This window comes from uncultured Mailhella sp. (genome assembly GCF_947631555.1).
In the GTDB taxonomy this organism is placed as follows: Bacteria; Desulfobacterota; Desulfovibrionia; order Desulfovibrionales; family Desulfovibrionaceae; genus Mailhella.
In genome coordinates this window covers 1-7,021 of record NZ_CANRLT010000097.1, presented here as the reverse complement: position 1 = coordinate 7,021, position 7,021 = coordinate 1, and the positions used below count along the sequence as shown (strand labels likewise).

The 7,021-nt window shown below is 60.3% G+C and carries 6 protein-coding genes; 3 read left to right on the top strand and 3 right to left on the bottom strand.

Features of this window, described 5'->3' with window-relative positions; all coding sequences use genetic code 11:
• On the top strand, positions 1-184 hold a 184-nt coding region (locus Q0Z94_RS10475), incomplete at its 5' end, for a hypothetical protein (protein ID WP_298069493.1).
• Here Q0Z94_RS10475 and Q0Z94_RS10470 read toward each other — a convergent pair.
• From Q0Z94_RS10470 to Q0Z94_RS10460, 3 genes are all read right to left on the bottom strand, one after another.
• Entirely contained in the window at positions 174-1,037 is an 864-nt protein-coding gene (locus tag Q0Z94_RS10470) for an NAD(P)-dependent oxidoreductase (protein ID WP_298069491.1), read from the bottom strand. The two genes, Q0Z94_RS10475 and Q0Z94_RS10470, sit on opposite strands and share 11 nt — an antisense overlap.
• A gap of 58 nt (positions 1,038-1,095) precedes the next feature.
• Positions 1,096-2,004: a glycyl-radical enzyme activating protein gene (locus Q0Z94_RS10465; protein WP_298069489.1), complete on the bottom strand. Its 909-nt coding sequence runs from the start codon at positions 2,002-2,004 to the stop codon at positions 1,096-1,098.
• Positions 2,005-2,180: 176 nt separating this feature from the next.
• Positions 2,181-4,655, bottom strand: coding sequence for a glycyl radical protein (locus tag Q0Z94_RS10460; RefSeq protein WP_298069487.1), 2,475 nt, complete (start codon positions 4,653-4,655; stop codon positions 2,181-2,183).
• 503 nt (positions 4,656-5,158) lie between these two features.
• Here Q0Z94_RS10460 and Q0Z94_RS10455 point away from each other — a divergent pair.
• A complete protein-coding gene (locus tag Q0Z94_RS10455; protein WP_298069485.1) occupies positions 5,159-6,097 on the top strand; it encodes a DUF4037 domain-containing protein in 939 nt (312 codons plus the stop codon).
• Entirely contained in the window at positions 6,097-6,888 is a 792-nt protein-coding gene (locus Q0Z94_RS10450) for a tetratricopeptide repeat protein (protein ID WP_298069484.1), read from the top strand. Before Q0Z94_RS10455 ends, Q0Z94_RS10450 begins: the two co-directional genes overlap by 1 nt.
• Positions 6,889-7,021 lie beyond the last annotated feature (133 nt).

The window sequence follows — 7,021 nt, the reverse complement described above, 5'->3', positions numbered from 1 at the left end:
GTCAGACGTGGCCGGAGGGTGCCTTTCGCCGAACTGGAAGTTCGGCTGCCTTTCGCATTTCCGGCAGGAAATGCGTTGCCTTTCTGCTTTTTCACGCTTTACCCGATTGCACGCGGCCTGCTCGCTATCAGCGGCGCACCACGCCCCGCTCCGGCGGATAAGGAAGGGAAAGGCTATTTCATGACCTTGTACACGGCGCAGGCATCTTCCAGGCCCAGGCCGGATTCGCCGGCCTCGGTGAAGCAGGCGTACGCCTGTTCGATCATTTTGGGCGCATAGCCCCAGCTGCGGGCCATGGCGCAGCCGAGGCGCAGATCCTTGGCCGCCAGCTCCACACCGAAGCGCGGCGCATAGTCGCCGTCCGCCATCCACGGGCCGCGGACGTCCATCTGAAAGCTGCGGGCGCCTGTATCCTGAAGCAGCTCCAGAAGTTCGTGCGGCTCCATGCCGGCCAGCGCCCCCAGGCGCATACCCTCAGCCAGAACCACCAGGTTGGCCATGCCGATGAGATTGCTCAGGAGCTTTACGGCGCAGGCGGCCTTCACCGTGCCCACGTCTCTCGGCCGCCCGATCTTTTCCAGAACGGGCATCAGCCCGGCCAGCGCTTTCCGGTCGTCCTCCCCATCGGCTCCAAGGAAGAGCGGCTCTTCGCAGCGTTCCGCCATCTGCGGCGTCTTGCCCACCGTGGATTGCAGGTAGGCAAGGCCCCGCGTATGCGCCGCTTCCGCGAGTTCTTCCGCGGCGGTGGGGTCGATGGTGCTGAATTCGATATGGATGGAACCGGGCTTCAGCTTCGCGTACAGGCCGTCCTCGCCCAGGACGGCGTCCCTGACATGCTGCGGCAGAGGCAGACAGGTGCAGAGCACGTCGCAGGCCGCAAGATCGCCGTGTTCCTGCGCGATGGCGGCGCCTTCGGCCGCAAAGGCTTCCGCCCGCCCGGCACTGCGGGAAAAGACCGTCACCTTCTCCCCGGCGCGCAAAAGATTGCGGGCAAGGACACCGCCCATATTCCCAAGTCCGAGAAAAGCAAACGTCACGAGCCGCTCCTTTTTAAAGCCTGTTTCCCTGCCGGAGATGCCGGCTTGTCCTGAGCCTCTATCCCTGATACGCGGCAAGTTTCTGATTGAGGCGCTTCATGAATGCCTCGTCCGCCGTCACACCTTCCAGCAGATAGGGACGGCCGATATACCCGTACTTGGGCTGGCCCATGCGGTGATAGGTGAGCGCTTCGTACTGGATGTTGGGACGGAAGGGAATCATGCGGCGTATGGCCATGATCTCCTCTTCCGTGTCGTTGAAGCCGGGAACCACGGGGGTACGGATGAGTATGGGCAGTTTCGGGAAGTGTTCAAACACATAGTTGATGTTCTTCAGGATCTGCCTGTTGTCACGCCCCGTGAACTTCTTGTGCTTTTCCTCATCCAGAGTCTTGATGTCGAAAATGAGCTGATCGAGCAGCGTACAGGCTTCGGCCAGCACTTCGGTGGGATAGCAGCCGCAGGTTTCAATGGTGGTGCTGATGCGGTGATGCCTGGCCTCGCGCAGAAGCGCCAGCGCAAACTCAGGCTGGGCGAGTGCCTCGCCGCCGGAAAGGGTGATGCCGCCGCGGGAACGGGCATAGAACACATCGTCCTCTTCCACCTTCCTGATGATGTCCTCCACGCTGGACTCGTAGCCGTAGAAGGACTGTGCGCTCGTGGGGCAGGCCTTCACGCAGGCGCCGCAGCCCGTGCATTTGGAGCGGTCATAGAAGTTCAGACCCTCGACAACGCTCATGGCGCCCGTGGGGCAGGCCTTTGAGCAGCGTCCGCAGACTTCTGCCGTCAGGCAGCGCGAAGGATTGAAGGCCCGCTCCGGCGTGAAGAGCTGAGATTCTGGATTGCTGCACCAGCGGCAGCGCAGCGGGCAGCCCTTGAAAAATACCAGCGTGCGGATACCCGCGCCATCGTGCACACTGAACTTCTGCACATTGAAAATCATGCCTTTTACTTTGGCGTCCTGCATAGTCCCTGTTCTCCCCAGTGCGGTGGCGGCAGCCTTCGGGCTGCCCTTTTTCAAAGCGCGCTGGAACGCGGCCTTCCTGCCGTGCGCCAACGCGCTTTGAGAAAAGGAGAGGGGAACGTCCCCTCTCCGCCGTGCCGGGGAGACGAACTCCCCGGTTCTTTCTGTGTGATGAGAGCTTACACGTTTTCGTGTTCGGTACGGGCGATGACATCGTTCTGCAGGTCGCGGGACAGATCGCAGAAGTAGGCGCTGTAGCCGGCGATACGAACCAGGAGGTTACGATAGCTGTTCGGATCCTTCTGGGCAGCTTCCAGGGTGGCGCGGTTCACAACGTTGAACTGGAGATGCCAGAGCTTCAGGTCACACCAGGTGCGGATGATGTCCATAACCTTGCGCGTGCCTTCCTCACCCGCCACGGACTTGGGCGAGAGCTTGACGTTCAGGAGGCGGGAAGCGCGGTTGATCATGCCGTAGTTCTTGGTGTGGTAGTTCGAGAGCAGGTCGGCGGTAGGTCCGTTTTCGTCCGCGCCCTGGGAGGCGGAGGAACCATCGGACAGCGCCGTCCAGGCCTTGCGGCCGTTGGGCGTAGCGCAGATGACGTTGCCGAAGGGCACATGAGAGGTGATGGGCACATAGCGGACGTCCACATGGATGCCGCGGTCACGGCTGCTTCTCTCGGCTTCCACCTGCGTGAAGCGGTCAATGTCCTTGGCGATGCTGTCCGCATAGGGATCGTTGTTGCCGTAGCGCGGGGCGCTCATGAGCATCTTCTGGACCGGCTCGTAGCCCACGAAATCGGCGTTGATGGCGTCGAGAACTTCCTTCATCGTCAGCTTCTTCTCTTCGAAGACCAGCTTCTTGATGGCGGCCAGAGAGTCGGTCACCGTGGCATAGCCGAGGAATTCGAAATAGGAGAAGTCAACGCCGCCGGGGATCTTCTCGGTGTGCAGGTCGAGGGCGTTTTCCATGCACAGGTTGTGCAGCACGGAGGACAGAGGCGCCGCAAAGTGCATGGGGCGCAGACGATCCACGATGTGCTGCTGCTGGAAGGCCTTGCGCAGCAGGTTCAGGTGCTGCTTCTTGTAGGCTTCGTAGAATTCTTCCCAGGTCTTGAAGCTGCAGGGATCGCCGGTTTCAAGGCCGATGACCTCATCGCCGTAGTGCATCATGCGGCCGTTGTGCATGACCATTTCCAAAGCGGAGGCGAAGTTGATGTACACGCAGCCGGAGGTGTAGGTGTCACGGTTCGGATGGCGGGTCTCGGTGCAGCCGGAAACGGCATAGTCCAGAGCCTCGTTCACCGGAACGCCCTTCACGGTGTTCAGGAACACCACTTCCTCGTCGTTGATCAGCTTCGGGAAGCCGGAGCCGTCCTTCACGGTCAGAGCCACTTCATACATGAAGCGCTCAGGCGTGCGGGAGTGGATACGGGCGGCGAGGTCGGGATAGTTCAGCGGAAATTCGCGCTTGGATTCGAGGAACAGATAGGAAAGATCGTTCGTCGCGTCTTCGCCGTCGGGAGTCTGGCCGCCGATGGTCACGGCTTCCCAGTGCGCATAGCCTTCCTGGAACTCGTTGCCCGTGGGATTGATGTACAGGTCGATGAACTGCGCCATATCCACCCACATGCATTCCAGAAGTTCGCGGGCCTGAACGCGGGTCATGCGGCCTTCCTCAATATCCTTCTTGTAGTAAGGATACAGGTACTGATCCATGCGGCCGTTGGAAATGATGGCGCTGGCCTTCTGTTCGATGCGGGAGAACATCTGCACGAACCACTGGCACTGCATGGCTTCGCGGAAGCTGGTAGCGGGATACGCAGGCACGCGCTCGCACACCTTGCCGATCTCAAGCAGCTCTTCCCTGCGCACCGGATCCTTTTCTTCAGCGGCCAGCCTGCGGGCCAGTTCCGCATGACGGCGTGCCCAGATCATGATGGCGTCGCACACGATGATCATGGCTTCGTAGAAGGGCTTCTTTTCCCACAGATCCACGGAGTTCGTCAGATCCAGAGCGTCAAGGCGTTCCCTGGCCTCGTTCTGGATATCGATGAAGCCGCGCTTGAGCACCTTTTCGTAATCCGGCACCCACTGGAGCGCAGAACGGTAGGAGGAAGTCTCGGACACCACGAACTTGGACTTCAGGCCGCGCTCGTCATCATAGGTCACGCCACGGATCTCGGCGGGAATGACCTTGTTCAGATGTTCATGGTAGGTCTTGCCTTCCCAGTAGGGGGCGATCTCTTCCATGACGATCTTCTTATCCGCATCGGAAATCTGGAAGGGACTCTTGGCGCGGTGATCCAGCTCGCCCAGCACTTCGCGGTAGAAGTCGCCGTCGATCTCGGGATACAGGATGCCGTAGCGGCCGAGCTGCCCCACGCGGCCGGCCAGAAGCTGGTCAGGCGTGATGTAGACGGTGATCTTTTCAGCCACGTTCTTCAGAGCCTTGGCCCAGCGCAGGGTCAGAAGTTCGCCTTCCGTGGTCTTCATGGATTCGGTGAAATACTTGGCGCGCTCCACGTCCACATGGGGAATGGTGAACTGGTTGCGTTCCAGGATCTTGTACACGCGCTCGCGGCCGGCACGATCCACTTTCTTGTTAATGACGCGGTCTTCCTGGGGAGAAAGGCAGGCACAGCACTGAGACATCGATTCCTCCGATGGTATGAATGTATGACGTTGAAAAGTTCACGCTTTTCCGATTGACTCACTTTCCCTATGCATGAACCATGCCAAATCAGCTATCTGCCTGATTTAAAAACATCTTATCTGAATTTGCCCGCAGGCTCGTTCCTTCCGCTGCGGCGTCAAAACGTGCACTTTTGCAACATATTTTTCCTAACTATCTATAAAAAAAGAATTTTAAGTATGAGCAAAAAAACACTTCAGCGCCTTTTTTCGTCTTCTTTTGTTGCGTTTTTGCACTTTCCTCCTCTCGAAAAGCACGTTCTGTCCCGCAAAATTTTTCAGTGAGGCGCCTCTTCCCCTGCAAAAAACTTTCTGGCATGATGCACCATCTGGTATCAGTTCAACCTCTTACCCGGTCTGCCGTCCGCGGTTTCGGCGTTTTCTCCCAGATCGCCCTGCCGTGGCACGTTTTTTGCAACAGCAAACGGAAGCCCGTGCTTTCATCCGTCGAGGTCTGTATGCCAATGAATGGCCTTTCCCTTTCCCGAAGTTTTTTTGAAGCCTCCCTGCCTCTGCTCAGGGAGCGCATTCCTGACGTCATGGCACACGCCGCCGCCGGTCTTGTGGGCGAAGGCTCCGACTGCCTGGGCGCAGACGACGGCCTTTCCCGGGATCACGACTGGGGTCCCTCGTTCTGCCTCTGGCTTCCCGACGCCTTGCTCCGTTCGGAATGCGACCGCATCGAACAGGCTCTGGCGGCTCTCCCCGCTTCCTTTCAGGGCCATCCCACCCGCATGGCTCCGGAAAGGCGCATGGGGCGCGTGGGCCCTTTGCCCGTCAAGGGCTTCTACCGCCGTTTTCTGGGCATGGATCACGTCCCGGCAAGCTGGCGGGAATGGATGAGCATCCCGGAATATCACCTCTGCTCCTGCACCAACGGCGAAGTCTTCATGGATGAGGAAGGGGAATTTTCCGCCTTCCGCAAGGGACTGCTCGCCTACTATCCCGAAGATGTGCGGCGCAAGAAGATCGCCGCCCGCTGCATGATCATGGCGCAGGCCGGTCAGTACAATCTGCCCCGCTGCCTCCAGAGGGGGGACTTCACGGCCGCCATGCTCGCCGCCGCCCGCTTTGCCGAAGCGGCGCTCTCCATGACGTTTCTCCTGAACCGCCGCTTCATGCCCTTCTACAAATGGGCGGGGCATCTGTGCGAAAAGCTGCCGCTGCTCGGCCGCCGGACCGCCGCCGCGCTGAACACCCTTGCCCGCACTCCGTGGGATTCTCCTGAACAGGGCATGAAGGCCGTGGACGCCATTGAAGAGCTCTGCACTCTGGTCTCCACGGAACTCAGGGATCAGGCGCTGTGCCATGTGCAGGGAAACTGGCTCTGGGAGGCCGGACCCGCCGTACAGATGGGCGTCAGGGAGCCTGAACTCCGCCAACGCAACGTCATGGAGGACTGATGGAAAACTTTCGTTCCGCCCTTCAGGCCGCCCAGTCCCTGCCGGACGCTCAGGCCGAAGACGCCTTGCGCGGGCTCTTGAAGAGCTATCCCGCCCTTCCGCCCGAAGACGAGGGAAAACTGCGCTATTCCTTAGGCGTCGTCCTCTTTCAGCAGAACAGGAACACGGAAGCGCGGGAAGAGCTCCGGCGCTCCTCTTCCCTGCTCGAACCCGCCTCCGGTCAGGCACTGGCGCTGGCCCTGACGGCGCTTGCCCGCGTGGAAATCGCCTGCAATGACGTGGAGAACAGCGTACGAACCGGACGCCGGGCGCTCGAACTTCTGCGGCGCTGCCTGCCCGCGGACGACCCGCGCCTGGCGCCTTCCCTGTTCGCCCTTTCCTTCGGCGAATATATGGCCCGCAACCTCGGCCGCGCCGAAGCGCTGAACCTCGAGGCCAAGGAGCTTTGGGAAAGGCAGCGCGGGCCGGAAAGCCTTGAGGTTTCCACCTGCCTGAACAACCTCGGGCGCATCTATGAGGAAATGGACCGCTATGACGAGGGCATAGCCCACCACAAGGCGGCCCTGGCCATACGGCTGAAAGTTCTGGGTGATCACCCGGAAACAGCCTTCTCTCTGGGCAATCTCGGAACGGCGCTGGCCTCCGCCGGGCGCTGGCAGGAAGCCGCCGACACCCTGGAGAAGGCCATCGCCTGCTATGCCCGCTGCGGGCAGACGGAAGGCCCCGGCATCGAGGGCTACCGCAGCAACCTGAACATCTGCAAAGCCGCGCTCGCACAGGAAAGAGCGTAAGGAGTTCACCATGAGCCTTGAAGAAAAAAAGGAAAGCCTGATCCACGACATCGTGGAACGCGAACTTGTCATGTTCCTCGCCACACCCAACGAGGGCGGCACCAGCGTCTGCCAGACGCGGCCGAACTCGTTC

What these genes read in the sequence shown, in the direction of transcription:
- Q0Z94_RS10465 (WP_298069489.1), bottom strand. Translation starts at nt 2,004, where the DNA reads ATGCAGGACGCCAAAGTAAAAGGCATGATTTTCAATGTGCAGAAGTTC.
- Q0Z94_RS10455 (WP_298069485.1), top strand. Translation starts at nt 5,159, where the DNA reads ATGAATGGCCTTTCCCTTTCCCGAAGTTTTTTTGAAGCCTCCCTGCCT.
- Q0Z94_RS10460 (WP_298069487.1), bottom strand. Translation starts at nt 4,655, where the DNA reads ATGTCTCAGTGCTGTGCCTGCCTTTCTCCCCAGGAAGACCGCGTCATT.
- Q0Z94_RS10450 (WP_298069484.1), top strand. Translation starts at nt 6,097, where the DNA reads ATGGAAAACTTTCGTTCCGCCCTTCAGGCCGCCCAGTCCCTGCCGGAC.